The sequence below is a fragment of the Alloyangia pacifica genome, assembly GCF_020524285.1.
Lineage (GTDB): Bacteria > Pseudomonadota > Alphaproteobacteria > Rhodobacterales > Rhodobacteraceae > Salipiger > Salipiger pacificus_B.
In genome coordinates this window covers 40,956-66,646 of the sequence record NZ_JAIVKX010000005.1, presented here as the reverse complement: position 1 = coordinate 66,646, position 25,691 = coordinate 40,956, and the positions used below count along the sequence as shown (strand labels likewise).

General features: G+C 66.5%; 24 protein-coding genes, 1 tRNA gene and 1 pseudogene. 13 read left to right on the top strand and 13 right to left on the bottom strand.

Annotated elements, in window-relative coordinates:
• Nucleotides 1-118 precede the first annotated feature (118 nt).
• Nucleotides 119-925, top strand: a complete 807-nt coding sequence (locus LC039_RS08650) for an aspartate dehydrogenase (protein WP_226623272.1) — start codon at nt 119-121, stop codon at nt 923-925.
• Nucleotides 926-953: 28 nt separating this feature from the next.
• Here LC039_RS08650 and proC read toward each other — a convergent pair whose 3' ends face one another.
• Together proC and LC039_RS08640 are read right to left on the bottom strand one after the other, a co-directional pair.
• Nucleotides 954-1,757: a pyrroline-5-carboxylate reductase gene (proC, locus tag LC039_RS08645; RefSeq protein WP_226623271.1), complete on the bottom strand. Its 804-nt coding sequence runs from the start codon at nt 1,755-1,757 to the stop codon at nt 954-956.
• Between the two features lie 142 nt (nt 1,758-1,899).
• A complete protein-coding gene (locus LC039_RS08640; protein WP_226623270.1) occupies nt 1,900-3,186 on the bottom strand; it encodes a flavin-containing monooxygenase in 1,287 nt (428 codons plus the stop codon).
• Between the two features lie 237 nt (nt 3,187-3,423).
• Between LC039_RS08640 and LC039_RS08635 the strand changes: the two genes are divergently transcribed.
• From LC039_RS08635 to LC039_RS08610, 6 genes are all read left to right on the top strand, one after another.
• A complete protein-coding gene (locus LC039_RS08635; protein WP_226623269.1) occupies nt 3,424-4,296 on the top strand; it encodes a hypothetical protein in 873 nt (290 codons plus the stop codon).
• Nucleotides 4,293-5,081: an SDR family oxidoreductase gene (locus tag LC039_RS08630; protein ID WP_226623268.1), complete on the top strand. Its 789-nt coding sequence runs from the start codon at nt 4,293-4,295 to the stop codon at nt 5,079-5,081. Before LC039_RS08635 ends, LC039_RS08630 begins: the two co-directional genes overlap by 4 nt.
• 82 nt (nt 5,082-5,163) lie before the next feature.
• Nucleotides 5,164-5,844, top strand: coding sequence for a GntR family transcriptional regulator (locus LC039_RS08625; RefSeq protein WP_226623267.1), 681 nt, complete (start codon nt 5,164-5,166; stop codon nt 5,842-5,844).
• 165 nt (nt 5,845-6,009) lie between these two features.
• The gene (locus LC039_RS08620; RefSeq protein WP_226623266.1) at nt 6,010-6,981 is read left to right on the top strand and encodes a thiamine pyrophosphate-dependent dehydrogenase E1 component subunit alpha; all 972 of its coding nucleotides are present in this window, start codon (nt 6,010-6,012) and stop codon (nt 6,979-6,981) included.
• A 1-nt stretch (nt 6,982) separates the two neighbouring features.
• On the top strand, nt 6,983-7,960 hold the full coding sequence (locus tag LC039_RS08615) for an alpha-ketoacid dehydrogenase subunit beta (protein WP_226623265.1): 978 nt from the start codon (nt 6,983-6,985) through the stop codon (nt 7,958-7,960).
• Between the two features lie 10 nt (nt 7,961-7,970).
• Nucleotides 7,971-9,293, top strand: a complete 1,323-nt coding sequence (locus tag LC039_RS08610; RefSeq protein WP_226623264.1) for an acetoin dehydrogenase dihydrolipoyllysine-residue acetyltransferase subunit — start codon at nt 7,971-7,973, stop codon at nt 9,291-9,293.
• Nucleotides 9,294-9,433: 140 nt separating this feature from the next.
• Here the strand turns inward: LC039_RS08610 and LC039_RS08605 are convergent, their stop codons facing one another.
• The 8 genes from LC039_RS08605 to LC039_RS08570 all read right to left on the bottom strand — a co-directional run bounded on the left by LC039_RS08605 (nt 9,434) and on the right by LC039_RS08570 (nt 16,671).
• A complete protein-coding gene (locus LC039_RS08605) occupies nt 9,434-10,765 on the bottom strand; it encodes an NAD(P)/FAD-dependent oxidoreductase (protein ID WP_226623263.1) in 1,332 nt (443 codons plus the stop codon).
• Nucleotides 10,766-10,808: 43 nt separating this feature from the next.
• Nucleotides 10,809-11,336 carry a hypothetical protein gene (locus LC039_RS08600; protein WP_226623262.1) on the bottom strand — a complete coding sequence of 176 codons (528 nt, stop codon included), beginning with the start codon at nt 11,334-11,336 and terminating at the stop codon, nt 10,809-10,811.
• 11 nt (nt 11,337-11,347) lie between these two features.
• Nucleotides 11,348-11,743: a Rid family hydrolase gene (locus tag LC039_RS08595; protein WP_226623261.1), complete on the bottom strand. Its 396-nt coding sequence runs from the start codon at nt 11,741-11,743 to the stop codon at nt 11,348-11,350.
• A 14-nt stretch (nt 11,744-11,757) separates the two neighbouring features.
• Entirely contained in the window at nt 11,758-12,522 is a 765-nt protein-coding gene (locus tag LC039_RS08590) for an SDR family NAD(P)-dependent oxidoreductase (protein WP_226623260.1), read from the bottom strand.
• An 11-nt stretch (nt 12,523-12,533) separates the two neighbouring features.
• Complete coding sequence (locus LC039_RS08585; RefSeq protein ID WP_226623259.1) at nt 12,534-13,271, bottom strand: amino acid ABC transporter ATP-binding protein; 738 nt, start codon at nt 13,269-13,271, stop codon at nt 12,534-12,536.
• A gap of 12 nt (nt 13,272-13,283) precedes the next feature.
• The gene (locus tag LC039_RS08580; protein ID WP_226623258.1) at nt 13,284-14,366 is read right to left on the bottom strand and encodes an amino acid ABC transporter permease; all 1,083 of its coding nucleotides are present in this window, start codon (nt 14,364-14,366) and stop codon (nt 13,284-13,286) included.
• Nucleotides 14,367-14,378: 12 nt separating this feature from the next.
• Nucleotides 14,379-15,539, bottom strand: a complete 1,161-nt coding sequence (locus LC039_RS08575) for an amino acid ABC transporter permease (protein ID WP_226623257.1) — start codon at nt 15,537-15,539, stop codon at nt 14,379-14,381.
• A gap of 88 nt (nt 15,540-15,627) precedes the next feature.
• Nucleotides 15,628-16,671, bottom strand: coding sequence for an amino acid ABC transporter substrate-binding protein (locus LC039_RS08570; RefSeq protein WP_226623256.1), 1,044 nt, complete (start codon nt 16,669-16,671; stop codon nt 15,628-15,630).
• A gap of 398 nt (nt 16,672-17,069) precedes the next feature.
• Between LC039_RS08570 and LC039_RS08565 the strand changes: the two genes are divergently transcribed.
• Nucleotides 17,070-17,861: an aspartate/glutamate racemase family protein gene (locus LC039_RS08565; protein WP_226623255.1), complete on the top strand. Its 792-nt coding sequence runs from the start codon at nt 17,070-17,072 to the stop codon at nt 17,859-17,861.
• A 63-nt stretch (nt 17,862-17,924) separates the two neighbouring features.
• On the opposite strand, the gene LC039_RS08560 is transcribed toward LC039_RS08565, so the two are convergent.
• Nucleotides 17,925-19,970 (bottom strand): FAD-dependent oxidoreductase, encoded by a 2,046-nt coding sequence (locus LC039_RS08560; RefSeq protein WP_226623254.1) that lies wholly within the window; start codon nt 19,968-19,970, stop codon nt 17,925-17,927.
• A gap of 672 nt (nt 19,971-20,642) precedes the next feature.
• Here LC039_RS08560 and LC039_RS27060 point away from each other — a divergent pair.
• The 4 genes and pseudogenes from LC039_RS27060 to LC039_RS08545 form a co-directional block, all read left to right on the top strand.
• Nucleotides 20,643-20,816, top strand: a pseudogene (locus LC039_RS27060) (helix-turn-helix domain-containing protein); the annotation flags it as partial.
• The gene (locus LC039_RS08555; protein WP_413463821.1) at nt 20,817-21,344 is read left to right on the top strand and encodes a hypothetical protein; all 528 of its coding nucleotides are present in this window, start codon (nt 20,817-20,819) and stop codon (nt 21,342-21,344) included.
• Complete coding sequence (locus LC039_RS08550; protein ID WP_226623252.1) at nt 21,341-21,658, top strand: helix-turn-helix domain-containing protein; 318 nt, start codon at nt 21,341-21,343, stop codon at nt 21,656-21,658. The genes LC039_RS08555 and LC039_RS08550 overlap by 4 nt, the downstream gene beginning before the upstream one ends.
• 48 nt (nt 21,659-21,706) lie before the next feature.
• Entirely contained in the window at nt 21,707-22,147 is a 441-nt protein-coding gene (locus LC039_RS08545) for an IclR family transcriptional regulator C-terminal domain-containing protein (RefSeq protein ID WP_226623251.1), read from the top strand.
• A 697-nt stretch (nt 22,148-22,844) separates the two neighbouring features.
• Here the strand turns inward: LC039_RS08545 and LC039_RS08540 are convergent.
• The gene (locus tag LC039_RS08540; protein ID WP_226623250.1) at nt 22,845-24,320 is read right to left on the bottom strand and encodes an inorganic phosphate transporter; all 1,476 of its coding nucleotides are present in this window, start codon (nt 24,318-24,320) and stop codon (nt 22,845-22,847) included.
• Nucleotides 24,321-24,382: 62 nt separating this feature from the next.
• On the bottom strand, nt 24,383-24,859 hold the full coding sequence (locus LC039_RS08535) for an NUDIX hydrolase (RefSeq protein WP_226623249.1): 477 nt from the start codon (nt 24,857-24,859) through the stop codon (nt 24,383-24,385).
• A gap of 736 nt (nt 24,860-25,595) precedes the next feature.
• On the opposite strand from LC039_RS08535, the gene LC039_RS08530 reads away from it, so the two are divergent.
• Nucleotides 25,596-25,673 (top strand) — tRNA-Arg (locus LC039_RS08530).
• Nucleotides 25,674-25,691: the final 18 nt, after the last annotated feature.

The following is a 25,691-nucleotide window of genomic DNA, read 5'->3' as shown; positions in this document are numbered from 1 at the left end:
CACTCGCACCCGCGCAAGGGGCCTTGGGAAAATTACGTGCAAACAACGTGGTGCGCCGCCGCTGTCTTTTTGACATGCTGCCGCAGACCCGACCGGCATCAAGACTGGACGTTCGACAATGACCACAGCCCCCAGACCTTCCGTCGCCGTGATCGGCTTTGGCGCCATGGCGCGAAGCCTGCAGGGCAACCTCGCCGCGCGCCCCCAGGGGCCGCAGATCACCAGTTGCCTGCTGGCGCCGGACAGCGCACGCAGCGTACCTTCGGAAATCGCGGTGCACCGCACCGCCGGGGATCTCGCCGCGTCGCGGCCCGATCTCGTGGTGGAATGCGCCGGCCATCACGCCTTGGCAGAGCATGTGCCGCAGCTGCTGGCCGCCGGAGTGGATGTTGCCATCGTCTCGATCGGAGCGCTCTGCGACGATGCGCTGCGCGAGCGCCTGACCCGCGCGGCCGAGGCTGGAGGGAGCCGTGTCATCCCGGTGGCCGGGGCCGTGGGCGGGCTCGACCTGCTGCGCGCCGCGCGGCTTGCGGGGCTCGATGCGGTGACCTATCGCGGCATCAAACCGCCGCGCGCCTGGGCCGGATCGCCGGCAGAGGAGGTCTTCGATGCGGAAACGCTAGAGGCGCCGCTGACCTTCTTCGAAGGCACCGCCCGAGAAGCCGCAAAGGCGTTTCCGAAGAATGCCAATGTCGCCGCCGCCATCGCGCTTGCGGGCACGGGACTCGACGCGACACGGGTGGAACTGGTCGCCGACCCGGCGGCGCGCGCCAATTGCCACCAGATCGAGGCCAGCGGCGACTTCGGCACCATGTCTTTCGCGGTGGAAAACCGGCCGCTGCCGAGCAACCCCAAGACCTCGCATCTCGCGGCGCTCAGCATCGAGGCGGCAGTGCTCGAAGCCTTCGCCCGCGCCGACTTCTGACGCGGCCGCCCCGGGCAGGCCGCCGACCCTATCCGGCCTTCGAAAGCTCCTGCGCCCGATCCCGCGCCGCGGCAACGCCGCTGCGGCAGAGGTCCGGCAGCCCGCCGGGGCCCTCGAACACCCCGAGACCGGCTTCGGTCGTCCCTTTCTTGCTGGTCACAGCCTGCTTCAGCTCGGCGGCCGTGCGCGGATCGGAGTGCAGCAGGCTCGCGGCGCCCAGCAACGTCTGGCGTACCAGCCTGTCGGCGAGCTCTGCCTCGAGACCCACCGCTTGCGCCGCCGCGATCATGTGCTCGGCGAAGGCGAAGACATATCCCGGCCCGCTGCCCGCGACCGCGGTGGCGGAATCGACGAGCGTCTCTTCGGGCAGCCATGCGAACTGACCCGAACCGGCGAAGAGGGTTTCAACGACAGGACGGTCCCCGGCGGCTAGGTCCGGCGCGGCGTAGCCGACCGTCATACCCGCGCCGACCAGCGCCGGAAGGTTCGGCATGGTCCGCACGATGCGGCTGTGGCCCAGCTTGTGCTGAAGACCCGCAAGCGTCACGCCGGCCATGATCGACACGACAAGCCCGAAGCCCTGCGCGAGCAGCGCGTCCTCGGGCAGCGCGTGGAACATCTGCGGCTTGATCGCCAGCACTGTGGCGTCGAAGGTCTCGTCCCGCACGGCGGTGATGTCGGCGTGGAATGTCACGCGGTCGTCGGGAAGCAGGGCTTGCGCCCGGGCCACATCGGGGTCGACCACCGAGAGCGCCAGCCCCGGGATCTTGCGCAGCGCACCGGCGGCAATCGCCGCGCCCATGTTGCCGCATCCGACAAAGAGGATTTTCATCAGTCGTTCCTTCTTGCTGCGTCTGAAGCGCGCCATCTCGCGAGTGAGCTTTCGACCGTCACAGGGGCGCCTGTGCCGACTGCCCCCTGCCGCCATTGCCAGCCGCGCGGCGGAACCTCGGCGGCCCACCGCGCGACAGGCCCTAGGCGCCTCGGACGAGATCGGGCGTCCGGTCTACGGTTTTCGCGAGCACCGCGAGGCTGCGGCGGGTCGCCTCGAAATCGGCCTCCCACTTGCGCCGCACGATATCGATGCCGGTTTCCGGCGCGTCGCTGGCGCGGAAGCGGGCCGCGAGGTCGCGGACGCCGGTTTCCTGGAGCCGCAGCATCTGCGCGATCAGCCCAGCCTGCCTGCAGTAGACCGGCCATTGCGCCCCGCGCGGCGCGCAGAGGCCGACGAAATAGAGCGACTCCATCGTCGTCGGCAGGATCGCCGCCGCCGTCCGCAGCGGCGTGCCGTCCTGCCAGTCGAGCAGAGCGTCGTCGAGGAACGGCAGCGTCGGGTTGAAGCCGGTGGCCCAGAGGATCGTGTCGAACGTCTCGGTGCGCCCGTCGGTGAAGGTGACCTGCTTGCCCGCGATGCTCTGGATCCCGGGGCGCACCTTGATGCGGCCGTGCTGGATCCAGTAGAGCAGCAGGTCGTTGACCACCGGCGGCTGCTTGTCCAGATCATAGGTCTCGGGTTCGGGCAGACCCGGGTAGTCCGCATACGTGCCCTTCGAGACGGCAACCAGCGCGTTGGTCATCATGGTCTGGAGCTCGGCGGGAAGCTGCGACAGGAAGGGCAGCTCGGCGCGGGGACGCCCCATCAGCGTCTTGGGCTGGAAGACCTGCCCGCGGCGCACCGCGATGCTCACGTCGAGCCGCGACTGCGCCGCATCCACCGCAAGATCGCAGCCCGAATTGCCGAAGCCGACGACCAGCACGCGGCCCTCGATGTCGCCGGTGTTCACGTAGCGGCCCGAATGCAGCGACTTGCCGGTGAAATCCTTGGCGACCGAGGGCAGACGCGGATCCCAAAGGTGGCCATTGGCCACGATCACCGCATCGTAGTTGATCTGCGTGCCACTCGCCAAAGTCACGGTCCAGCCCGCCTCGCCCCGCGTGCCGCGCGGCGAGACATCGCGCACCTCGGTGTTGAACTGGATCCTCTCGCGCAGGCCGAAGGCGTCCGCATAGGCTTCCATGTAGTCGCGCACCTGGTCACGGCTGGGATAGACCGGATAGTCGGCGGGCATCGGGAAGCCGTCGAAACCCGAGCCGTCGCGCGGCGTGATCAGATGGAGCGCTTCGTAGTCGGTGTGCCAATGCCCCCCGACCCGGTCGCTCTTTTCATAGCAATCGACCTCGAACCCCTCGTCGGTCAGCGTCTTGAGGGCGGCCATCCCTGCCGCACCGGCTCCGATGATGCAGTACTTCGCGACGGTCATTTCATTCTCCTGCTGGGCTGTCTGAGCGCATTTCCGCATTGCTTGCTCTTGCAAACCACGGCGAAGCGGTATTTACAATATGTTATAACACAGATCCTTCGAAACTTGCCTTCAGCTCCGCTGGATGCCCAAATATCGGACACCTTTGAGCGACTTCATCTGCCATATGGCCGGGCGCCCGCTCCGCGCCGCCGCGGCAGCCCTCCTCGCTCCGAGCCACCGCCAACAGGACATAGAATGCGCCTCGACCTGACCATCCTCGACGAAAGCTTTGCCATCGACTGCCACACCGACCTCGCGCCGCGCACGCTGGCGCGTCTGGCCGGGCTACTGCCGCTGCCGGCGCAACTCCACACGCCGAAGATCGCGGGCAGCCATATCTACTGGCATGCGCCCTTCGTCGAGGCGCCCGAGGGCAGCGTCGACGTGCTGTCGGCGCAACCCGGCGCCTTCATCTACTGGCCGGTGCGGCAGTTCCTCGAGATCACCTTCGCGCCGCTGCAGGCCGAGACCGCCTCCGTCACGGTGCTGGGCCAGCTCGACGGGCCGGTCGAACGGGTCACCGAACTGGCCGCGCGGCTGCGCCGAGAACAGGGCCGGACGCTCTTTGACGGCGCGCTCTCCCTCACCGATCCGGAGGGCGTCACGCCGCTTGCGCCTTTCGATCACCCGTCGCTGCCGGACACGCTGCAGCGCGCCCGCGATATGCTCTGGGCCGCCTGCCCTGCCGACATCGCGACGCTGCGCGACAGCCGCGCCATCATGCATCCGGCCGGTCCGGTCTTCGCCGCGGAATCCGAGGCCCGCGTACTGCATGAAACCCTGTGGTGGCTGCGCGAGCGGCTGGCGACAGATGCCGAGGCGAACCTGCGCTATGCCGGTGCGCTGGCGTCGAACAAGGCCGCCACCCGGCTGCGGGACTTCTGCCACATGACCAGCAGCGCCGACGCGCTCTTTGCGCTGGAACGGGCCTTCGCCGATCCCGGCACCGAGCTTGCCGCACTGGTGGATCTCGGCATCGTCATCGCCGGGCGCATCGCCGCCTGGCTCGATCTGCAGATCGCCTGGGACCCGATCAACGAAGCCTATCGCGCCACCCTCGACGCATGACCCCTCTCACGGAGCAGACCATGTCCTTCCCCAAGACCTATCGCACCGCGCTTGTCACCGGCGCTTCGCGCGGCATCGGCGCCGGCATCACCCGCAATCTGGCCGAAGCAGGGCTGACCGTCTACGCGCTGGCGCGCTCGGAGGCTGCGCTTGAAACCGTGGCCGCGCTTCCCGGCGTTCGGCCTCTGGCCTGCGACATCACCCGACCCGAGCAGATGGTGGAGGCGCTGGACGGGCTCGAGATCGACGTGCTGGTGAACAACGCCGGGGCGGTCGGCAGCGTGAAGCCGCTGTCCGAACAGGCGCTTTCGGAAACGGCGGAGACGATCGCGCTCAACCTCACGGCGCCGCTGCAGCTGATGCAGCTGCTTCTGCCGGGAATGATCGCCCGCCAGCGCGGTCACGTGATCTCGCTGTCCTCCAGCGCCGGTCACGCCGTGTTCCCCGGCACCACCGTCTATGCTGCGGCAAAGGCCGCGCTCAGCCGCGCGCATGAAGTCTTGCGCTACGACATGGCCGGCAAGAACATCCGCTTCACCGAGATCGTGCCCGGGCGCGTGGCGACGGAGTTCTACCTGCAGGCCTTCGGCGGAGATGCCGATAAGCTGAACGAGACCCTCTACTCCAAGCAGCGTGCCCTGCGTCCCGAGGACGTGGCCGAGGCGGTGATGATGGCCCTGTCGATGGGCGAGCACGCGGATATCGCACGGCTGGACCTCTCGCCCACCGATCAGGCTCCGGGGGGCCATGTCTTTCCCGTCCCCGGCGAAGCGCAGCATTCCTGATACAACCGATCCGAAAATTTGTCGGGCGTCTTCTCTCGGCGCACACTATATGAAATAACAAAAGCGGTTTCAGGAGGTCCCCATGATCGCAGCACTCGAAGGCATCGAGCCCATTGCCCGCAAGGAAACGCTGGGCATGATTGTCCGGGAAGAGCTGCGCTCTGCCCTGATGGCCGGCCGTTTCCAGCCCGGGCAGAAGCTGACCATCCGCGCGGTGGCGAGCGCCCTCAACGTATCGCTCACCCCGGCGCGCGAGGCGCTCTACAACCTGATGGCCGAAGGGATCCTCGAAAGCGGCGCGAACGGAACGATCTTCGTGCCCAAGCTCGACGAGGCGCAGATCGTCGAGTTGACCAAGATCCGCGTCAACCTCGAGGGTCTGGCCGCACGCGAGGCGCTTCCGCATCTCACCGACGCCGACATCGACGCGCTGACCGAGATCAACGCCGAGGTCTGCAAATCGGACGAAGACAAGGACTTTTCCAAGCTAATGTCGCAGAACTGGCGGTTCCATTTCGGGATTTACGGCCGATCCGACATGCCGACGCTGCTGCGCATCATCGAAAGCTGCTGGCTCAAGATGGGCTCCTATCTGAACGTGATCTACCCGGACTACGGCGAAATCGGCACCGGGCTGGAGAATCACCAACAGATACTGAAGGCGCTGAGGGCCCGGGACGCCGACCGCCTGTGCGACACGATCCGCGTCGATATCGAGCAGTCGAGCGGCTACCTCATCGAGATGATCCGCTCCGCCAAATAGCGGCGCGACTTGGCGCGGCGACCTCGCAGAAACGACGTCCGCTTTCGCGGGCGTCTTTTTTTTGTGCGTGCGCCCCTTCCTCCCTGCCGCCAGCACGGATTCAGCTTGTCCACCGCACATCACACCGGTATTTGTTATAACAGATTTGAAGGACCAGATAACGGTATGAAAAACTCACCAAGCCTCGACGACCAGGTCGAGATGTATCGAAAGATGATCCTCGTGCGACGCCTTGAAGAGGCGTTCGGAGCTCTCAGCAAAGAAGGCAAGACCCGCGGCCCGATCCACCGCTGCGACGGGCAGGAAGCCGTTGGCGTTGCGGCCACCGCGATGCTGGGCGCCGATGATTACCTGACCTCCACGCACCGCGGCCACGCGCATTACGTCGGCAAGGGCGTCGACCTGCACGGTATTGCCGCCGAGATCCTCGGGCGCAGCACCGGCCTTTGCGGCGGCCGCGCCGGGCATATGCTGGTGGCCGATGTCGAAAAAGGCATGATCGGCGGCAATGCCATCGTCGGCGCGGGCATCCCCGCCGCGACCGGCATGGCGCTGTCGAACCAGGTGCTGGGCAATGACCGTGTCGCCATGACCATCTTCGGCGACGGCGCCTCGCAGACCGGCATCTGGCATGAATCCCTCAACATGGCCGCGCTGTGGAAACTGCCGGTGGTCTATGTGCTCGAACACAACGAATACGGGCTGACGGTGCATTCCTCGCGGCAGGGGCCGACCGAGGACCTCTCGACCCGCGCCGCCGCCTACGGCATTCCGACCGCCATCGTTGATGGCAATGACGCCATCGCCGTGTACCGCGCCGTCGCCGAGATGGTCGACCGCGCGCGTCGTGGCGAAGGCCCCGGCTTCGTCGAGTGCAAGACCTACCGCTGGGAAGGGTTCTCGACCTCCGACATGGGCGGCTACCAGGACCCCGAGACCATCGCGGAATGGAAGAAGCGCGATCCAATCGAGATCGCCCGCGCCGCCCTCTCCGGGCATATCGAGGACGCAAAGCTCGACGTGGTCCGCACGCAGGCCGAGGAAGAGGTCCAGGCTGCAATGGCCCGTGCCCTCGCCGACCCGCTCCCCGAATTTGAAGAATGCGCCTACACGCGCCCCTACAGCGAGGTGCTCTGACATGGCAAAGCTGCGCTATGCCGAAGCCCTGAATACCGCCCTGCGCGAGGAAATGACCCGCGATCCCTCTGTCTTCCTGTTTGGCGAAGACATTGGAACCTACGGCGGGGTTTTTAAAGTTTCCAAAGGCTTGATGGAAGAGTTCGGCGAGATCCGTGTGCGTGATACGCCGATCTCGGAACAGGCGCTGACCGCGATGGCGGTGACCGCCGCGATGACCGGCACGCGCCCGGTCCTCGAGATCATGTATGCCGACTTCCTGCCGCTCTCGCTCGACGCGCTGATCAACCAAGCGTCGATCTACGAGTACATCTGGAAAGAACAGGTGCAGATGCCTTTCGTGCTGCGCACGCAGGGCGGCGGCGGTGCCGGTGCCGGTGCCCAGCATTCCAAGGCGCTGGACGCGCTGGTCGCTCATATCCCCGGCCTGCAGGTGGTGGCGCCCGTCACCCCCTCGGACGCGCGCGGTCTGCTGAAGGCGGCGATCCGCGATCCGCGCCCGGTGATCTTCCTCGAGCACAAGCTGCTCTACAACACCCGCGGCGAGGTCGACCTCGAGGACGAGGGGCTGATCGAGATCGGCAAGGCCCGCACGGTGACCGAAGGCACGGATGTGTCGATCTTCGCCACGTCCAAGATGGTGATCGAGGCCGAGAAGGCCGCGACGCTGCTTGCTGCCGATGGCATCTCGGCCGAGGTGATCGACCTGCGCAGCCTGCGCCCGCTCGACGCCGCGGCGATCCAGCTCTCGGTGGCCAAGACCAACCACGCGGTGGTGGTCAACGAGGGCTGGAAATTCTGTGGCTATGCCGCCGAGATCTCGGCGACCATCATGGAGCTCTGCTTCGACGATCTCGACGCGCCGGTGGCCCGCGTGACCCTGCCCGATATGCCGGTGCCCTATTCGCAACCACTCGAAGACGCGGTGCTGCCGAACGCCGAGAAAATCGCGGCCGCAGCCCGCGCGACGCTGGGCTGAGGGGGCGGTCATGCAGTTTCCCATCCAGATCGACGCCGCGGGCGGCGAATACATGGAAGACGTGGTCATCCTCGAATGGGGTGCGGCGCTCGGCGACCCGGTAAAGGCGGGGGACGTCATCGTCACCGTCGAGACCGCCAAGGCCGCCACCGAGGTCGAAGCGCCTTCGGATGGCTACCTTGTCGAGATGCGCTTCGCCGTCGGCGATGAGGCCCCGGTCGGCCAGCGCCTCGGCACGATTGCTGAAAGCCTTGACGAGATGCCGGCAGATGCACCCGCTCCAGAGGAGCCGGCCGCAGTGGTTCCGTCCGAGGCGGCCTCCAGTCAAGCAGCCCCCGCGGCAGCCCCCTCGAACCGCGCGGCACAGCTCGCCGTGTTGCAGGCGGGTCGGCAGCGGGTCAGCCCCCTCGCGCGGCGTGTCGCAGGCAAACTTGGCGTGGATCTCGCCGCGGTCGAAGGCTCGGGCCCCCGGGGCCGGATCCGGCGCGCGGATGTCGAGGCACATGCATCGCGTGCCGCCGAGCCCGCCCCTGCTGCGCCGGCCCGCGCACCGAGCGCTTCGGTGGCCGGGTCTGCCCCGGCTGCTCCGAAGGGCAGCACCGCCTCGGCGGCGCCCATCGTGCTGATCCACGGATTTGCCGACGACAAGTCTGGCTGGCGCGCATTGAAGCCCCTGCTCGATCGCGGACATGCGGTGTTGACGCCGGAACTCCCCGGCCATGGCAGCGCGCCGCAGGCCGGGGCCACGCGGCTCGAAGACCTGGCGTTCGGTATCGCCGACCAGCTCCGCGCCGCGGGCGTCGAGGCCGCGCATGTCGTGGGCCATTCGCTTGGCGGAGCCGTCGCCGTTCTGCTGGCCGATCTCGGGCTCGTCGAGGTACGCTCGCTCGGGCTGATCGCGCCGGGCGGCATGGGGCCGCAGGCCAATACCGCCTTCATCAACGGGCTCGCCGAGGCGGAAACGCCCGAAGCGCTGCAACCCTGGCTCGACACCATGGTGGCCCAACCGGCGACGCTTCCGGACGGGTTTGCGCGGGCCGTGTTGCGCCAGCGCGACGCGATGGGCAATGGCCCTGCTCTGCGATCCCTGGCCGCGCGGCTCTTCGGCACCGGCACGCAGGTGCAGCAGGTCCGGCACCGGCTCGAATATCTTGAAATGCCGGTGCGGGTGATCTGGGGACAGGCGGATGCCGTGCTCCCCGCGTCGCAGGCAGAGGGCCTTCCTGCCCATGTCGGCCTGCACCGCCTGCCCGGGATCGGCCATGTGCCGCAGCTCGAGGCACCGCAGATGACGGCCCGGCTGATCAACGAATTGCTCCGCAGCGCCGAGTGAACGGGTAACCTCCCCGACTGCCCCGGTGGCCCTGCCATCGGGGCCCTTTTTTTGCGCACTGGCCAAGCTGGACGGAGCACAAAAAAAAGAGGCGAGCCAGAAGGCCCGCCCCGTGTACTCGCTAATTTTCTGCGACCGGATCAGACCACGAAACTCTTGCGGTCGCGGAACTTGTAGTAGGGGAAGATCTGCTGCGCGACGGCACTCTTGATGCCATGCGCGGCGATCTTGCGGACGCCGTCGACCTGCTCGAGCGGGATGTCCGCGAGCCCGAGCTTGCCGCCGAAGAAATCGCCGAGCAGCAGGCCGAGGTTCGGCGCGAGGTTCACCCCGCGCGTGCCGAAGCCGATGACCGAGAAGACGTCGGGCCGGAGCCGCTGCATGTGCGGCAGGTAGTTGTCGGTGACCGCGACATACCCCTCCCAGTAGCTGTCGAACTCGAGCGGCTGGCCGCGCAGCGCGGGGTAGAGCGCGTTGATCCGCGCGCGGGCATGGGCAAGACCATAGCCCTTGGCATCCCGCGCCACGCCCAGACAGGAGCCGCCCGAAACCAGTCGGCCCTCGATATCGAGCCGGCCAAAGCCGCCGCTCTTGCGCAGGTCGGTGAAGCAGGCGTTGTTCGGCAGGATCGTCTTGCGCAGCTCCGGCGAGAGCGGCTTGGTGGTGGTGTGCCACAGCCGCACCGGGATCACCGTCTTGCGCAGCTCGGGCAGCAGATCGTCGGTGTAGGCGTTGGTGGCGATCAGCACCTTGCCGGCGGTCACGCGGAAGTTCTCGCCCCGCACCACGGCTTTTTGCCCCGGATCCTGCACGATGCTCTCGACGCGGCTATGCTCGTGGATCACCGCACCTTCGGCCTCGGCGGCGCGGGCAAAGCCCAGCGACTGGCCCATCGGGTTGATCACCGCGCCCTCGGGGTTGCGCCAGCCACCGAGATAGCCGCCCGCCCCGAGCTCGGCCGCGACCTCGCCGGCGTCGAGCCATGAGACCGGCGCGCCGAGCGACTTCCACTGCTCGTAGATCGCGCGGGTCTTGCCGAGCGCGACCTCGTCATGCGCCGGTTGCAGCCAGCCGTTCTGCAGGTAGTCGCTGCGGATTCGGTAGTGCTTGACGATCTCTGCGAGCCGGTTCGGCCCGGACATCACAAGTTCGCACAGCTTGCGGCCCTTCTCGCGCCCCAGATAGCCCTCGACCATCTGCGGGCTGACGGCGCCGGGGAAATGCGGCACCACGTAGCCGCCGTTGCGGCCCGAGGCGCCGGAGGCCACGCGGCCGCCTTCGAGCACGAGCACCTTCAGCCCGGCCTGCGCCGCGCGCAGCGCCGTCATCGTGCCAAGGAAGCCGGCGCCCACGATGACGAGATCGGCCTCGGCCTCGCCTTCGAGAGCCGGGCGCTCGGGCCGGTCTTCGCCGCAGGTCTTGGCCCAAGCGACGCCGTCCATTGTTGTGTCGACCCAGTTTGCGGTGGTCATATCACGGTCTTTCCAGTTGCTCCGGCGTGGAGCGGTTGCAGGATCAGGCTTTCTCGAGGTTGCCGAAGTAGATGACCTCGACTTCGCGCAGCGTGTCCACCGGCTCGTCGTCGAAGGCCTCGGCATAGAACGCCCCCGGGCTTTCCACGCCGATCGACCATTTGCCCGGATGCGGATTGAAGGCGCAGCCGGGGAAATGCATGTGGTGGTGCCAGCGCAGCCCCTTCTCCTGCAGGCGCAGGATATGCGCGAGCAGCAGCGAGTCCTTGGCTGCCTCGGAGCCTCCCTTGGCGGCGGCGGGATCGAGGATGTCATCGCCATGCAGCATCTTCACCAGCACCTTGTCGGCCTCGGGAAAGGCTTCGGTGCCCTCGGCGATATAGGTGATGTTCTCTGCGTCATCTTCGACGACGACGGCGTAGTGACCATCGAAGGGATTGTGCACGCAGCCCGGCGACAGCACGTGGCTGTGCCAGTGCTTGCCCGCCGCGGCGAGACGCTCGCCGGTGGGCACGCAGGCGTCCATCGGGATCACGGTGAAGCTGAGGCCGCGATAGTTGATCTTTTCCATGATGTGTCCTTTCAGTCGCCGCAGCCGATGACCGCCACGGCAGCGATCTCCACCTTCACCCCGGGCACCGGGAAATCGACCACGAGCGCGGCATTGACCGGCAGCGTGTCCGCGAAGATCTTGCCCATCTCGGGACCGACGGTGGTGAAGATCTCGGGGGCCGAGACATAGGTGGTGATCTGCACGATATCGGTGAGCTTTGCGCCGGCCTTCTCGAGCGGCAGCTTGAAGTTCTCGATCACCTGGTGAAGCTGTTCGATCGGGTCTTCGCTCATCTCGCCCTTGGCATAGTCCATGCCGATGGTGCCGGAGATATAAAGCGTGTCGCCGACCCTCACGGCGCGGGAATAGCCATAGGCCGCCTCGAACTTCGAGCCCGAGGAGATGTTTTCGCGCTTGGGTGCCATAGGAATTCGGTCCTTCAGGAGAGTACAGTGGGGTAGCCGTTCGACAGCAGCCCGCCGTCGACCGGGAGAACGTGGCCACTGATCATGCCCGCGTGTTTCGAGGCAAGAAAGAAGCAGCCGTCGGCGATCTCTTCGGGCTCGGCGAGGCGGCGCAGCGGCGTCCGGCCGCGCACCCCGTCGAGGTTGTAGATGCCCTGGTCGATGAGGCCCTGCACCATGGCGGTGCGGGTGCCGGTGGGCGCCACGGCGTTGACCCGGATGCCAAGCTCGCCCCATTCGACCGAGAGCGCGGCCACGAGGTTGTGCACCGCGCCCTTCGAGGCGCAGTAGGCCGCGCGCAGCGGCGCGCCCGACGCGCCGTAAACCGAGCCGATCATCACGATCGACCCGCCACCGCGCTGCGCCATGCGCTTGCCGACCGCCTGCGCGTAGAGGAAGCTGCCCGTCACATTGATGTCGAGGTGCTCGCGGAACTCTTCGGGGCTGACCTCGAAGCTGGGTTTCGCCCGGATGATCCCGGCACTGGTCACCAGCGCGGTGATCGGGCCAAGCGCCGTCTCGGCCTCGGCGACGATCCGTTCGACCTGCGCCGCATCCGCGACATCGCCGGGGAAGATTTCGGCCTTCGTACCCTCGGGCAGCGTCGCGAGCGCCGCGCTCAGCGCGCTGTCGTCGCGGTCCACGAGGGCCACCGCATAGCCCTCGGCGGCGAAGCGCTGCGCGCAGGCAAGGCCGATGCCATGCGCAGCGCCGGTCACCAGAACGATTTCATCTGACATGGTGGAGTCCTTCAATGTGCCAGAACCTGAGAAAGGAAGTCGCGCGTCCGCGCGTTCTTCGGGGCCGAGAAAAACTCTTCGGGTGGCGCGGTTTCGACGATGCGGCCCTGATCCATGAAGATCACCTTGTCGGCCACCTGCCGGGCGAACCCCATTTCGTGGGTGACGCAGAGCATGGTCATGCCCTCCTCGGCGAGGCCCACCATCACGTCGAGCACCTCCGAGATCATCTCGGGGTCGAGCGCCGAGGTCGGCTCGTCGAACAGCATCACCTTGGGCTTCATGCACAGCGCCCGGGCGATCGCCACGCGCTGCTGCTGCCCGCCCGAAAGCTCGCCGGGGTACTTGTTGGCCTGCTCGGGGATGCGCACCCGCTCGAGGTACTGCATGGCGATGGCCTCTGCCTCTTCGCGCGGTGTCTTGCGGGTCAGCATCGGCGCCAGCACGCAGTTCTCGAGGATGGTCATATGCGGGAAGAGGTTGAAGTTCTGGAACACCATGCCGACGTCGCGGCGGATGAAGTCGATGTGCTTGCCCTGCCCGTCGATGGTCCGGCCAAGCACCGCAATGTCGCCCGACTGGTGCTCTTCGAGCTGGTTGATGCAGCGGATCAGGGTCGACTTGCCCGAGCCCGACGGGCCGCAGATCACCACTTTTTCGCCTTCGTTGACGTTGAGCGACACGTCATGCAGCACCTTGAACGAGCCATAGAACTTGTCGACGTGAGAGATCGAGACAGCGACGGTCATGCGCGGCGCTCCTTATTTGCCCACGCGCATGCGGCGTTCCAGATAGGCGCCGTATCGCGAAAGGGAGAAGACGAAGAGGAAGTAGACGAAGGCGAGGAAGACGTAGACCTCGACATAGGTGAAGGCCCATTCGCCCGAGCCGTAGGCGGCGTTGCCGGAGGCGAGGAAGTCGAAGACGCCGATGATGATGACCAGCGCCACTTCCTTGAAGCTGATGGCGAACTGGCTGATCGTCGGCGGCAGCGCGCGGCGGAAGGCCTGCGGCAGGACCACGCGGGTCATGCGGTGCCAGTAGCCGAGGCCGAGCGCCTTGGCCGCCTCCTCCTGCCCCACCGGCAGCGACTGGATGCCCGAGCGGATGATCTCGGCCTGGTAGGCGGCGAAGAACAACGCCATGCCGAGGATGACCCGCGAGATCTTGGACAGCGGCATGTCCGGCATAAGGATCGGCAGCAGGATCGAGACGGTGAAGAGGATCGTCACCAGCGGCAGCGAGCGCACCGTGTCGATCAGCACCGCCGCCACCTTGGCGACCAGCGGGTAGCGCGAGCGCCGCAGCAGCGCCAGTACGATGGCCAGAGGCATGCCAACCAGTGCCGTGCCGCAGAAGATGAAGATCGACAGGGTCAGCCCGCCCCATTTCTCCTCGGTCACGGTCTCGAGCCCGAACACCCCGCCGTGCATGATGATCCAGAACAGCGCGAAGCTGACAACCCAGAGCAGCGCCAGCCGCGTCGCGCTCCAGAACACCGGCACGCAGCTTGCGACGATAACGGCGATCAGGATCAGCCCGGCGATCCCCGACCGCCAGTGCAACTCGTAGGGGTAGAGGCCGAAGAACATCAGCCGCCAGCGCGCCGAGATCACCGCCCAGCAGGCGCCGGTTGTCTGCTGACAATCCTCGGGCGTGCCGGTGAAGGTGGCGTCGAGGAAGGCCCAGCGGATCAGCACGAAGGCGATCCACAGCGCCGCCGCGATCCCCAGCGCCGAAAGCAATCCGCTCAGCGGCGTGGGAAACAGGCGCTCCTTGAGCCGCTCGACAAAGGGGGAAACCGGCGGGCGGGCGCGATCTGCTTGGAGTGTTGCGTCACTCATCCTTGGCACTCCTTACGTCCGAAGCTGCGTGCCGCGCAGCGCGATGCGGCGGTTGATGAAATTCATGATCCCGGCCAGCACGTTGTTCATGATCAGGAAGCCCGCCATCAGGATGAGGATCAACTCGACGGTCTGGCCGCTCTGGTTGATCGAGGTCGAGATGACGAGGAAGAAATCGGAATAGCCCACGGCGATGCCCAGCGTGGTGGCCTTGAGCAGCCAGACATATTGGTTGGTCAGCGTCGGCAGCACCGCACGCAGCGCCATCGGCAGCCGCACCCGTGAGAACACCTGCCACGTGGTGAGGCCAAGCGCCTTCGCCGCCTCGATCTGACCGCGGCTCACCGACATGAAGCCGGCGCGGATGATCTCGCCGAGATAGGCGCCGCCGTAGAGGCTCATGGCCACCAGCAGCGCGGCGAACTCGGGCGAGATGCGGACCCCGCCGTCAAAGCGCAGCCCCTTGAGCTCGGCCACGTTCAGCAGCGGCATGCCCGCCTCCTTGCCCAGCAGCATGACCAGCACGCCCAGGCCGAAACCGCCAAAGAGCGCGATGCGCGACAGTCTGGGCAGCATGCGACGGCGCGCAAGGGTCGGGCGCGGCAGGAGCGACAGCACCAGCGCGAGGATCACCCCCGCAAGGATCAGCGCACCGCCGATCATCCCGGCCGAGGCGGAAATGTTCATTCCGGGCAGGTAGATACCGCGCGAGCTGAGGACCACCGCATCCGCGAGAACCAGCGCCTGCTTCGGCCGCGGCAGGTGCGTGAACACCGCGTACCAGAAGAACGCCTGCAGGATCAGCGGCACGTTGCGCAACACTTCGACATAGGTCGTCCCGAAGGCGTTGAGCACGGCATTGTTGGCGGTGCGCAGCGTGCCGACGATCACCCCCAGCACCGAGGCCAGCGCAAGGCCGATCACCCCCAGAAAAAGCGTGTTCAGAAGCCCCGCGAGCAGAACTTTCCAGTAAGGGTCGCTGATGGTGTAGGGGATGAGGCTGAACGAGATGTCCCAACCGGTGGAGCGCTGGAGGAAGCCGAAGCCCGACGTGACCCCCTGTGCGGCGAGCGAGGTCTGAGCGGCGCGGACCAGCAGGACCACGGCGACGATCAGGGCGAGCCCGGCGGCAACCTGGATCCAGAAGGCGCGTGTGCGGCGGTAAGAGGTCATGTCCTCTCCCAAGATTTGTCCGGAATTTGCAGAGTGGGCGGAGGGGCCCCGCCCGCCGTGGTGCGGGCGGGGCCATTGGCCTTAAGGATCAGTCGATCAGGATCGGCCAGAGGACGCCGCCATCCTGCCACAGCGCGTTCACGCCGCGATCGAGACCGTAGGGGCTTTCCTTGCCGAGGTTGCGCTCGAACATCTCGGAGTAGTTGCCCATCACCTTGATCACGTTGTAGCCCCAGTCGTCGCTAAGACCGATGCGTTCGCCGTAGCCCGGGGTGGCGCCGAGCATCTTGCCGATCCCGGGTGCCGGCGGGTTGGCCTTCATCTCGTCGACGTTTTCCGAGGTCACGCCGGCTTCTTCAGCAGCGAGCAGCGTGGTCAGGGTGAAGTTGATGATGTCGAGCCAGTCGTCATCGCCTTCGCGCACCAGCGCGCCGACCGGTTCGGCGGCGATCGAGTCGGGCAGGATCATGTAGTCGTCGGGCTTGCCGCTCTTGAGGCGCAGAACCGCCAGCTGCACGTCCCACTGAGCGAAGGCGTCGCAACGGCCCGAGAGGAAGGCGGCCTCGGATTCCTCGGTCTTCTCGGAGGTGACGAACTCCATCTCGATGCCGACGCGCTCGAGGTATTCGGCCACCGACCGCTCGGTCGAGGTGCCTGCGGGCACGCAGACCGCTCCGCCGTCGAGATCGGCCACGCTTTCGGCGCCGAGGCTCTTGGGCACGAGGATTTTCGTCGGCGCGAGCATGTAGATGTTCGAGAACTGGAAGCCGAGCTCGGCGTCGCGGCCGAGCGTCCAGCCCGATGCCTTGATGATCGTGTCGACTTCGCCCGACTGCAGGGCCGGCCAGCGCTGCGCCCAGGACAGCGGCACGATGTTCACGTGATCTTCATAGGTGCCGAAGATCGCCGTCGCGACGGCGCGGCACAGGTCGATGTCGAAGCCTTTCCACTCGCCCTTGTCGTCCACTTCGGCGAGGCCGAGATACGAGCCGTTGTGGCCCGGGCAGTTGAGAACGCCGCGTTCCTGCACAGCTGCCAGCGTCTCGCTTTCGGCGGCGTAGACAGGGGTCGAGAATGCGAGATGGGCAGCTGCAGCGATGCCCGCTGCGATCAGTCCCTTGGGTCCGGTCATGGAATTTCCCTCTGTTGGATCAGTTCTTGGTCTTTGGTCCCGGCTCTTATGCCGATGCATATTTGTTGTAACAAATTTTTCGTATCCAACAAGCGGCGTCGTCATCAAGCAAGTCGCGCGTTTTGCGTCAGAGACACCATAAGTTATATTTTACAGTTACTTATGGATCATTCTGCAGAATCCCCTCCGAACACAGCTTGGGCACATGATGAAAATTTAGGCACCCGCAGAGGCGAGTCTCGTCTGCTCGGGATGCCGAAGCATTGAGCATCCGCCTTGCGGAGGTCCTGTCGGCCTCGTCTATTTCGTCATCTCATGTTGCACACATGTTATAACAACTGTCAGTAAGTCCGCAGTGCAACCGCCGCCCTCAGAGGCGGCCCCATCGGACGACTCACATGAAGATTTGCTGGATCCACCCCACCTCCGAGATGCCGGACGTCGCGCCGCTCTTCGACATGCTGCATGCGGATGTCCGCGCCACCGCGCGCCCCGACACCGAGATCGAATTTCGCTACCTTCCCAAGAGCGGCTGCTTCACCCGCTCGATGTACGCCGAGCACATGAACTCTGTGCTCTTCGCCGAAGCGGCGCTGCAGGCCCAGGCCGACGGATTCGACGCCGTCTATCTCGGCTGCTGGAACGACCCGCTCTACGAAGCGCGCGAGGCGCTGACCATCCCGGTCGGCTCGGTCGGTGAGCAGTCGATGATGGCCGCGATGGCGATGGGCAAGAAGTTCGGCGTGATCACCGTGTCGGAGAAGACCACCGTCGCGATCACCCGCGATATCGAGGCCTACGGCTTCAGCGCACGGGCCATCCCCCGCCCCGCACGAAGCTTCACCCCCGAATCCGACGCCTGCCTGCTGCTCGACACGCTGAAGGATGCCCGTTCGGCCGTCATTCCGCGCTTCGAGGAAGTGGCGAAGGGCTGCATCGCCGACGGTGCCGAAGTGATCCTGACGGGCTGCACCTACTACGGCCCGATGCTGCGCGCCGCGGGCTATACCGAGGTCCCGGGGACCGGGGTCACCGTGCTCGACGCGACCACCGCGTCGTTCAAGTATCTCGAAGCGATGACCGATCTCTACCTGCAGACCGGCTACGTCAAAAGCGAACGCCTGACCTTCCGCACGCCGCCTACGGAAAAGCTGAACCTTGCCCGGGGCTCGCTGGGCCTCGCGTCCTGACAACTGCCGCGTCACCTCCCGGGGCATGGTGCCGGGAGGTGACATCTTCACTCCGCGTCCCGCTCAGAGCGGATGGGTGATCCGCGCCGCGTCGAGCATCGAGGCATGCAGGTTGCGGCAGGACCAGGCGTCACCGACCTTGTAGACCGCGAACTTCCCTTCCGGATTTGTCACGACAGTCTGCGCACGGGCGTCTGCCAGCGCGCGCAGGTCGACCTCTCCCAGGTTGCTCGAAAGCGGTTTCAGCTCCTGGTAGAGATCATCGTTCGGCAATGTGCCGTTGTCCCCGACGACCTGATCCACCAGCACCGTCCGCTGCTTCTCGCTGTAGGTGTTTTCAAGCGTCGCGGCGATCTTGTTGCCCTGGCGGGTCAGGGCGCTCACCCGCGTATCGGTTTCGATGCGCACGTCATGGGAATAGAGCTCCGTCATGTGGGCACCGAGGTTGGTACCGCCGATCTCTCGGCCGAACTCGCGGTCGGGCGTGACGATGCGGACCTGGGCGCCCTTGTCCGCACAGAATTCCGCCGTCGATGCGCTCGAGGCTGTTCCGTTCTCGTCAACGAGCAGCACCTCCTCGCCCACCGGCGCGCTGCCCGACAGGACGTCCCAGACGCTGGTCGCCAGATCGGCGCCTGCAAAACTGCCGACATTGGGCAATCCGCCGGTCGCGATGATCACCGCGTCCGGCTCTTCGGCCAGAACGTCATCGAGCTCGGCAAATGTGTTGGTGCGCACGTCGACCTTCAGGATCTCCATCTGCCGTGCCAGCCAGGCGGTGATGCCCGACATGTCGCGGCGCCACGTGGTGCGCGACGCCAGCAGCAGCTGCCCGCCCAGATCGCTTGCCGCCTCGAAGAGCACCACCGAATGCCCGCGCCGCGCGCTCACCCGTGCCGCCTCCATTCCGGCGGGCCCTCCGCCGACCACCACGACCTTCTTCTTGATCTGCGCGGGTTTGACGACCTGCGGGATCGTCGCCTCGCGCGAGGTGGCGACGTTATGGGCGCAGAGCGCGTCGATGCCGCGAATGGCACGGTCGACGCAGTAGCCGACACCGACGCAGGGGCGGATGTTCTCTTCGTCCCCTGCCCTCAGCTTGTTGATGTGATGCGGATCGGCGAGGAAGGCCCGCGTCATGCCGACCATGTCGGTAAACCCGCCCTTCAGCGCGTGTTCGGCCGTGGCCGCGTCGGTCATCCGGGAGGCGTGGAAGATCTTGACCTGGCTGCCGACCTCGTCGCGCACCGCCTTGGCAAGCGGCAGGTAGGCCGCCGAGGGCACCCACATGGTCGGCCAGAGCCGTGCCTCGGACTTGTAGTCCGACGCCTGCCCTCCGACGACGCTGATGAAATCGAGCAGCCCGCTCGACGCATAGGTCCGGGCGATCTCGAGGCAATCGTCCTGCGAGAGGCCGCCCTTCATCATCTCGTCGCCGGGCATCCGGATCCCGATCACGTAATCGTCGCCGACGCGTTTGCGCACCGCCTCGAGGATCTCGAGGCCGAAACGCATGCGGTTCGCCAGGGATCCGCCGTAACCATCGGTGCGATGGTTCATCGCGGGCGACCAGAACTGTTCGATCAGCGTGCCCGCCTGGCAGGAAATCTCCACCCCATCGACATCGCCTTCGCGCACGCGGGCCGCCGCGGCTGCGTAATTCTCGATGGTGCGGCGGATGTCGTAATCCTCCATCGTCGCCGGGAAGGTGCCGTGGATGATCTCGCGCAGCGGCGAGGACGAGAAGGTCGGCAGCCAATTGGTCATGTCCCAGCGCTCGCGGCGTCCGCCGTGGGTCAGCTGCACCGTGCACAGCGCGCCATGCTCATGAATCGCGGCGGACATCTTGCGGAATTGCGGGATCACCGCATCCACCGACCCGTTGATCTGGCCGTAGTAGAACGAGTTTTCGGCCGAGACGGCCGTCGCGCCGCCGAACTGGGTGAGACCGATGCCGCCCTTGGCCTTCTCGGCCTGGTAGTCGATGTAACGGTCGGTGATGTTCCCCGCCAGCACGTATCCCGGCTCATGGCTGGTCGACAGGAAGCGATTGCGGATCGTCAGGTTGCGGATCTGCAGCGGCTCGAAAAGGCTCTCATAGGCAGGCATCGGTTCTACGTCTTTCTCTCGAACAGAATGAATGGATACAGCTGCGCCCCAATGTCCGGGCGCCATTGGGCTGTGCGGCTGCGCTTGCAGCCGCGCAAAGCGTGTTGTCGGCGCGGCGTCTGGCTCGGCAACAGCGGGTTAAATGGGGTCGGCAGACCTGCGGCAGCGATCCGCAACCGGGGTGACGTTCGCTGGAGCCGGGGCCTGCACCCCGAGGCGGCGATCATCTTTCGGCTTTGGACGCGGGGCTCATTGCGCCGGGACGACCTGACCTTGGCGAAACCCGGCGCCCTGCGGGCGTCACGCAGACAGACCAGTGAAAGCGCGCCGGCCCACGCGCCCGATCGGCTGAGTTTTGGCTGAAACGGATAGCTAGACCATCGACGATTCCTCTCGTCATCTTGTGTCCCAGGCTAGCTACTGATCTTTGTTGTTACAAATTTATAATGTCACATATCTCGCGTTCGGGCGGGGAAAGCGGTCGAACGTGGCTCCAAAGCGACCAAAAGCAGCAGCCCGTGCGTCGAGAAGGGATGCACATCCCGGCAAAGGGACCTCGACCGGAACGGGGCAGCTGCGTTCCCGCAACGGCTTGCACCCGGCGTGCAAAGCTTTGAAAACTGGCGCAGCGGCGGCGCACAGGGCCCTGCCGGAGCGAACCGCGGAGCAAATATGGTCAAGAGCCCGGAACGGCAGCGTGGCGTCCAATCGGTGGATATGGCGATGCGCCTTCTCGAGATCGTCCGGAAAGACGGCCGACCGATGATGTTGCGCGACATTGCCGTCTGCGCGGGCATCACCTCAGCGCAGGCGCATACCTATATGAGCTCCTTGAAAAAATTCGGCATGATCGAGCAGATCGGCGACGCGGGCCGCTACGCGCTGTCAGACGCAACGCTGACACTTGCGCGACACGTGATCCGCAACGACCCAACCTTGCGCGCCACCATCGAGACCGCCCGCAGCCTGGCTACCGACATCGAGGAAATGGTCACCGTGGATTGCCTCGTACAGCAAAAGCCGACGGTGATCTTCGCGATCCAGGGCCCGCGCACCCCCAGCCTCAGCCTGCGCCCCGGCACCCGAAACCGGATCGGCAACAGCGCCTCGGCCCGTCTCTTCGATGCCTGGAGCGACGCGCCGGAGATGGCCCCGAGCCTCTGCCGGATCATCCGCACCGGCGGATACGCTCATGCCGAAGGCACCCCGGTCCCGCATCTCGCCTCGCTTGCCGCGCCGGTGTTCCGCGGTGGCGCGCTGGTGGCTTCGATCTCGGTGATCGGCTTTCCCGACGCCATGGCCCCGGAGCAGGAGCGGCCGGTGCTGCAGGCCCTGCTGGCCGCGACGAACGTTCTGCAAGAGGCCCCGGCATGAGCGACGCGAGCGAAAAGGAAGGGCGCGGCGTCCGCGCCGTCGAGACCGGGCTGTCGCTCCTCGGGCTGTTCATGAACAACGACGGCCCGCTCAGCGCCGCGGAGCTGGCCTTGCGCTCGGGGCTTAGCAAGGCGCAGGTCCATGCCTACCTCGTCAGCCTGCTACGCGGACACATGGTGGCCCGCGATCCGCAGACCGGACGCTACACCATCGGGCCTTTCGGTCTGGAACTGGGCATGTCGCGGCTGCTCACGATGGACCCGCAGATCACCGCCTCGGAAGAGGCGCTGAAGGTTGCCCGCAAGCTGGGGTAAACCATTTCGGTCGCGGTCTGGGGCCGCTATGGCCCCGTGGTCACGGCCGTGGCCCAGGCCAATGACCAGATCCTCAGCTCTGCCCAACCCGGCACGGTCTACTCGGTGACGGGCACGGCCACCGGGCGGCTCTTTGCTGCGCTGACGAACGAGGCGGAAGCCCGTGCGATCGCCGCCCTGCAGATGGCAGAGGGGGCCCCCCAAAGATACGTCGGCGCCTGCCCGCCCTTCGACGAAATCCTCGCGCCGCTGGAGACCGTCCGGCGCACAGGCGTTTCGATCACCTACTCCTTCCCGCAGCCCGGCGTCACCGCCATCGCCGCGCCGGTCTACAACTTCTCGGACGAGCTTGAACTTGCCGTGACGATGATCGGCGCCGCCGAGGAGATCGACATCTCGCTGGACGGCGACCATGTCGCTCCGCTGCGCGCGCTCGCCGCGACCATCTCGCGGAAGCTCGGATACTTCGCAAACGCCTCCGGCGCCTGATCCCCTCCCCGCGCGCGCCATCTCGTGGGCGCCCGCGATGATGCCGGCAGACGTGCAGCAGCCTATGTCGCGCCGGACCTCTCGCCGGCGCCGCGCGGCCTGCTCCGGCCCGAGTAACAGAGAGCCGGTGCAGGCGTATAGCGGGCGACGATCGGACCTCGCTCAGCCAATGTACCTGATCACAAGCATCTCCAGCCTCTCCTGCCGTCCGGAGCGCGGCAGGTGGGCGACCCTGCCTGCCTCCACGGGGGCCGCTGCGGTTTCAAGATCACCCGCCAGCATCGCCTGAGCCGCGACACCGTCCCACCTCGAATAGCGCGTCCGCAGGGCGTCCTCCAACCGGCCGTCCTGCCACATCCGGGCGGCGGCCTTGAAGCCGGCGGCAGGTGTCCCGTGCCGTCAGGCGACAAAATGAGGTCGATGAGACGCCTGGGATGGCCCGTGCAAGATCAGTCCAAGGTGGCGGCGGGACAGTCCTGCTGCGCACGACGTAAAGACCCGCCCCTTTGCTCTTCTTGCGGCGGCAGGGGGCGAGGAGATCTGTGCAGTGGACTGATCGTGAACCGCCGTTCCCATTTGCACGGTTGTCAAAATCGTTCTGCGCTTACCCCGAAAGCGCAATCGGTCTGAAGCCGTCCGCAGACAGAGGCTCTTCCGGCGGGCTGCAGGGACCGCCGAAGAGCGGCCCCCGCGCGCCTCAGAAGCCTATGGCGCGCAGCAGCAGGAAGCAGGCCGCCGAAAGCAGCGCCGCCGCCGGAACCGTAATCACCCAGGCTGCGACGATCGTCATGAAGTGCGAGCGGCGGACCAGCTTGCGGCGGGCGCGCTCCTGGCGCGGAATGGGCTCGGGTCGGCGATCGCGCTGGACCCGGCGGGCGCGGCGGTCGGCGTGCCATTCGCGGAAGAAGCCGACGCCGAAGATGCCGCCGACAGCGATATGGGTCGAGCTCACCGGCAGGCCGAGCCAGGAGGCCGCGATCACCGTCACAGCGGCCGAGAGCGCCACGCAGTAGGCGCGCATGGGATTGAGCTTGGTGATCTGGTTGCCGACCATGCCGATCAGCTTCGGGCCGAAGAGCACGAGACCGAAGGAGATGCCCAGCGCGCCGATCACCATGACCCAGAGCGGGATCGCCACCTCGCCCGCGACGCTCGCGGATTGCTGCACGTAGACGATGGCCGCCAGCGGGCCGACCGCATTGGCCACGTCATTCGCGCCATGCGCAAAGGACAGAAGCGCCGCCGAGACCACCAGCGGCAGCCGGAACAGGGTCTTGAGCGAGCGCACGCGGTTCTCCAGCCCCGCCGACTGGCGGCGGATGAAGGGCACCGAGATAAGCCCGACCACGATCCCCGCCACCGCGCCGATCAGCAGCGCCGAGCCGAAATCGATCGAGACGACCTTCTTCAGACCCTTGAGCGAAAGATACGTCGCAAAGGCCGCCGCCATGATCCCGATCAGCACCGGCACCCAGGTGCGGGCCGCGGCAATCCGGTCCTCGACGTAGATCACCCGCCACTTGATGAAGGCGAGCATCGCCGCCGCGATGATGCCACCGAGCAGCGGCGAGATCACCCAGCTGGCGGCGATGGCGCCCATGGTGGGCCAGTTCACCGTGCCGAGACCCGCGGCGATGATCCCCGCGCCCATCACGCCGCCGACCACCGAGTGGGTGGTCGAGACCGGCGCGCCGACCCATGTGGCGATGTTCACCCAGATCGAGGCCGCGAGCAGCGCCGCCATCATCGCGCGCACGAAAACCATGCTGTCGGCCAGCCCTGCCGGGTCGATGATGCCCTTGGAGATGGTCGAGACCACGTCGCCGCCGGCGATCAGCGCCCCGGCGGTCTCGAAGACCGCCGCGATGGCAATGGCCCCGAGCAGCGACAGCGCCTTGGCACCCACCGCTGGGCCCATGTTGTTGGCAACGTCATTGGCGCCGATGTTGAGCGCCATGTAGGCGCCGAAGGCGGCGGCCACGACCACCGCGAGGCTTTGCGCCTCGCCGCCGGTCAGGATCGCCGCAGCCACGGCCGCGAGCGAGACGAACACGAGGCTGATGCCGACACCGACCAGCGGTCTCGAGGCATACATGGTGGCCTCTTCGAGACGCGTCAGACGGTTCAGGTCCTTGTCGAGCGTCTTCCACTGAGGCGTGGGTTGATCGGTCACTTTCGAATGTCCTTGCAATCCTGGAGCAGGGAGTCCTGAAGCAGGCCGCGGCCTGCAGCGGCTCAGAGCTGGCGCGTCCTGTCGATCAGGGACGGAAACTCCGCGAGAAGGGACTTGAGCTGCTCCTCCTCCACGGCCTCCGCAGCGGCCTCTGGCGTCATCCACTGGCGGGTGCGGTCGTTCATCTCGGGGTATCTGTCCAGCAGCTTCTCGACCTCAACCGCGTAGACATCGACGTCGGTGGTGACCGGAAGGCGCCCGTTGACGATCTTGCTGTAGCGGTATTGCCCGATGCGGAAGGGCCGCGCCCCGCGATGCTTGACCCCGGCTTCTTCCCAGGCCTCCTGCAGCGCGGTGCCCGCGCCATCGGTGCCGCGCATCGGCCAGCCCTTGGGCAGGATCCAGCGCTTGGTGGTGCGCGAGGTGATCATCAGAACTTCCGGCCCCTGCTCACCGACATGATGGCAGAGCGCGGCGATTTGAACGCGCGCGGGTCGGCCCAGAAGCGGGGCAAGGTAGTCGGTCCAGATACGGCTCATTTTCGGCTCACCGGTTGGCTACAAGACGGATCGGGGGCGTTTAGCGCATACCGACCGGCATCTCAAGGCGACAGCCCCGGCGCCCCGGCACGCCGGAACCCCGGCAGCGGGGAGGTGAAAGACCCACGCCGCTTCAATGTCGCGCCCGAGCATGCAGCGGGGAACGGCATGGCAGACCGGGGTAAACTCGCGGCGCTAATGCCGCGTGTGGTCTTCGCGCGGCGGCCAGCGTGCGCTGCCCCCGGCGCCAAGGTCTGCCGCGGCGATGCTCCCGGCCCTGGCGTGCCGCGACGGAATGGCCACGCGCGGGCCGATCCCGCCCTGGTCTGCGGTCTCGTATCGAATCATGCCAAACACAGCGCTTGGACGATCTCCAAGCCCCGTAAACGCGCCAGACGGTCCATGCGCCCGCCCAACCGCCCACCGCTTCGCCGGCTGGAGCGAGATCGACACCGGCCCATTTCACGCGTGCCGCGCGCCAGCCATTGCCAGCCGCCCGGGCTGGCCCGGCACGGCTCGCGCCAGCGCCGTCGTCCGGCGTGCCATCATGCCACCGGCTGCTCCACCGGGCGTCGCGCCCCCGCCGACCCATCGCACGTGCAGGTAAAGCCGTCTCGACTGGATCAACCCCGGCAGAAACCCTGCCCGCAAGCGGCCCCTGCGGCACAGTCGAAGATAGAGGGGCGGTGCAAATTGACACCGCCGACACGATCGGTAAATACACGTCTTGGAGTAAGGGCCGTTAGCTCAGCTGGATTAGAGCAGGGAACTTCTAATTCTCAGGTCGGGGGTTCGAGTCCTCCACGGCTCGCCATACCCCCCCTGTTGAGCT

Excerpts from the sequence above, each read along its gene's own strand:
- LC039_RS08590 (WP_226623260.1), bottom strand. The coding sequence starts at position 12,522 with ATGTCAGATGAAATCGTTCTGGTGACCGGCGCTGCGCATGGCATCGGC.
- LC039_RS08630 (WP_226623268.1), top strand. The coding sequence starts at position 4,293 with ATGACCCCTCTCACGGAGCAGACCATGTCCTTCCCCAAGACCTATCGC.
- LC039_RS08550 (WP_226623252.1), top strand. The coding sequence starts at position 21,341 with ATGAGCGACGCGAGCGAAAAGGAAGGGCGCGGCGTCCGCGCCGTCGAG.
- LC039_RS08595 (WP_226623261.1), bottom strand. The coding sequence starts at position 11,743 with ATGGCACCCAAGCGCGAAAACATCTCCTCGGGCTCGAAGTTCGAGGCG.
- LC039_RS08640 (WP_226623270.1), bottom strand. The coding sequence starts at position 3,186 with ATGACCGTCGCGAAGTACTGCATCATCGGAGCCGGTGCGGCAGGGATG.
- LC039_RS08565 (WP_226623255.1), top strand. The coding sequence starts at position 17,070 with ATGAAGATTTGCTGGATCCACCCCACCTCCGAGATGCCGGACGTCGCG.
- LC039_RS08635 (WP_226623269.1), top strand. The coding sequence starts at position 3,424 with ATGCGCCTCGACCTGACCATCCTCGACGAAAGCTTTGCCATCGACTGC.
- LC039_RS08575 (WP_226623257.1), bottom strand. The coding sequence starts at position 15,539 with ATGACCTCTTACCGCCGCACACGCGCCTTCTGGATCCAGGTTGCCGCC.
- LC039_RS08580 (WP_226623258.1), bottom strand. The coding sequence starts at position 14,366 with ATGAGTGACGCAACACTCCAAGCAGATCGCGCCCGCCCGCCGGTTTCC.
- LC039_RS08535 (WP_226623249.1), bottom strand. The coding sequence starts at position 24,859 with ATGAGCCGTATCTGGACCGACTACCTTGCCCCGCTTCTGGGCCGACCC.
- LC039_RS08600 (WP_226623262.1), bottom strand. The coding sequence starts at position 11,336 with ATGGAAAAGATCAACTATCGCGGCCTCAGCTTCACCGTGATCCCGATG.
- LC039_RS08560 (WP_226623254.1), bottom strand. The coding sequence starts at position 19,970 with ATGCCTGCCTATGAGAGCCTTTTCGAGCCGCTGCAGATCCGCAACCTG.
- LC039_RS08605 (WP_226623263.1), bottom strand. The coding sequence starts at position 10,765 with ATGACCACCGCAAACTGGGTCGACACAACAATGGACGGCGTCGCTTGG.
- LC039_RS08625 (WP_226623267.1), top strand. The coding sequence starts at position 5,164 with ATGATCGCAGCACTCGAAGGCATCGAGCCCATTGCCCGCAAGGAAACG.
- LC039_RS08615 (WP_226623265.1), top strand. The coding sequence starts at position 6,983 with ATGGCAAAGCTGCGCTATGCCGAAGCCCTGAATACCGCCCTGCGCGAG.
- LC039_RS08620 (WP_226623266.1), top strand. The coding sequence starts at position 6,010 with ATGAAAAACTCACCAAGCCTCGACGACCAGGTCGAGATGTATCGAAAG.
- LC039_RS08570 (WP_226623256.1), bottom strand. The coding sequence starts at position 16,671 with ATGACCGGACCCAAGGGACTGATCGCAGCGGGCATCGCTGCAGCTGCC.
- LC039_RS08610 (WP_226623264.1), top strand. The coding sequence starts at position 7,971 with ATGCAGTTTCCCATCCAGATCGACGCCGCGGGCGGCGAATACATGGAA.
- proC (WP_226623271.1), bottom strand. The coding sequence starts at position 1,757 with ATGAAAATCCTCTTTGTCGGATGCGGCAACATGGGCGCGGCGATTGCC.
- LC039_RS08650 (WP_226623272.1), top strand. The coding sequence starts at position 119 with ATGACCACAGCCCCCAGACCTTCCGTCGCCGTGATCGGCTTTGGCGCC.
- LC039_RS08585 (WP_226623259.1), bottom strand. The coding sequence starts at position 13,271 with ATGACCGTCGCTGTCTCGATCTCTCACGTCGACAAGTTCTATGGCTCG.
- LC039_RS08555 (WP_413463821.1), top strand. The coding sequence starts at position 20,817 with ATGATCGAGCAGATCGGCGACGCGGGCCGCTACGCGCTGTCAGACGCA.